General features: G+C 76.0%; 2 protein-coding genes. Both read left to right on the forward strand.

Annotated elements, in window-relative coordinates:
* Nucleotides 1-34 precede the first annotated feature (34 nt).
* A complete protein-coding gene (locus HW445_RS29785; RefSeq protein ID WP_180223927.1) occupies nucleotides 35-613 on the forward strand; it encodes a nucleoside triphosphate pyrophosphatase in 579 nt (192 codons plus the stop codon).
* Nucleotides 614-702: 89 nt separating this feature from the next.
* A partial coding sequence (locus HW445_RS29790; RefSeq protein ID WP_180223926.1) for a GGDEF domain-containing protein occupies nucleotides 703-1,757 on the forward strand: 1,055 nt, incomplete at its 3' end.

Consider the following 1,757-nt stretch of genomic DNA (forward strand, 5'->3'; position numbering starts at 1 on the left):
CGGCCAGGCCGGCCGGCCCGCACGCCGGCTCGTCCTGGCGTCCCAGTCCCCCGCCCGGCTCGGACTGCTCCGGCAGGCCGGGTTCGCCCCCGAGGTGATCGTCAGCGGGGTGGACGAGGACGCCGTGACCGCCCCCACCCCCGCCGAGCTGGCCCTCGCGCTGGCCGAGGCCAAGGCCTCGGTGGTCGCCGCCCGCCCGGAGGCGTCCGGGGCACTGGTCGTCGGCTGCGACTCCGTGCTGGACCTCGACGGCGAGCCGCTGGGCAAGCCGGCCGACGCCGCCGAGGCGACGGCCCGCTGGAGGGCGATGCGGGGCCGCGCGGGCGTCCTCCAGACCGGCCACTGCGTGTACGACACCACCACCGGGCGGTACGCCTCCGGAACGGCCTCCACCGTGGTCCGCTTCGGCGACCCCACGGACGAGGAGATCGCCGCCTACGTCGCCACCGGGGAGCCGCTGCACGTGGCCGGCGCGTTCACCCTGGACGGCCGCTCCGCGCCGTTCGTCGAGGGCATCGACGGCGACCACGGCAACGTCATCGGGCTCAGCCTCCCGCTGCTGCGGCGCCTGCTCGGCAAGCTGGACGTCGGCGTGACCGAACTCTGGGTGTGAACCCGCTCCGGCCGGTGTCCCCTCACGCTCGGTGACCGCCGCGGGCCTCCGACGTCACGTTTCGGGCGAAACATCCCTAGCCTGAACGCATGGCAGAGGAGAGCCGCCTGCGCGCGGTAGTCACGCTGGCCCAGGGTATGGCCGCCGCCAGGACGCCCCGGGAGTCCTGGCGTGCCGCCGCCCTGGGCGCCGGTCACGCGCTCGGCGGCAGCTTCGCCGCGCTGTCGGTGTGGGAGCGGGAGATGGGCCGGCTCCGGGTCCTGGTCAACGTCGGCGAGCGGGCCCCCGGAGAAGAGGAGTTCCCGGAGGCCGAGTCGTACCCGGTGAACCAGTTCCCGGAGATCACCGAGTTCCTCCACGAGCGGTGGGCCAACGGCGGCGAGCCGGACGCCTGGGTGGAGAGCGCCGACGGCGGCGGGGCCGGCGGGCCGGCCGGGGGGCACGCCCGGGACCGGGCCGGGTACTGCCACCAGCGCGTCGCCGCGCTGCGCCGCCGCGGCCGCGGATGCTGCGTGATCGCGCCGATCGTGCTGCACGGACGCGCCTGGGGCGAGCTGTACGTGGCCCGGCCTCAGGGCGCCCCCGTCTTCGACCGCTCCGACGCCGATTTCGCCACCGTGCTGGCGGCCGTCGTCGCGGCCGGGCTGGCCCAGATCGAGCGGCTGGAGGAGGCCGAGCGCCTCGCCTTCACCGACGCCCTGACCGGCCTCGCCAACCGCCGTGCCGTCGACGCCCGGCTGGACGAGGCCATCGAACGCCACCGGACCGACGGCGCCGTGGTCAGCCTGGTGGTCTGCGACCTCAACGGGCTCAAACAGGTCAACGACACCCACGGCCACGCCGTCGGCGACCGCCTCCTGGAACGCTTCGGCTCGGTGCTCTCGCTCTGCGGGGCGATGCTGCCGGACACGCTGGCCGCGCGGCTCGGCGGGGACGAGTTCTGCCTGATCGCGGTGGGACCCTCCACCGCGGAGGTGGTCGGCGCCGCCGAGGAGCTCTGCCGGCGGGCCCTGGAGCTGGAGCTGGGCGAGGGCGTGGCCTGCGGGATCGCCACCACGGAGGAACCGGTCGGCCCGGTGACCTCGGCCCGGCGGCTGTTCCGGCTGGCGGACGCCGCCCAGTACCGCGCCAAGGCGGGCCAAGG

It is taken from the genome of Streptomyces sp. UH6, assembly GCF_013421635.1.
Classification (GTDB): domain Bacteria; phylum Actinomycetota; class Actinomycetes; order Streptomycetales; family Streptomycetaceae; genus Streptomyces; species Streptomyces abyssomicinicus.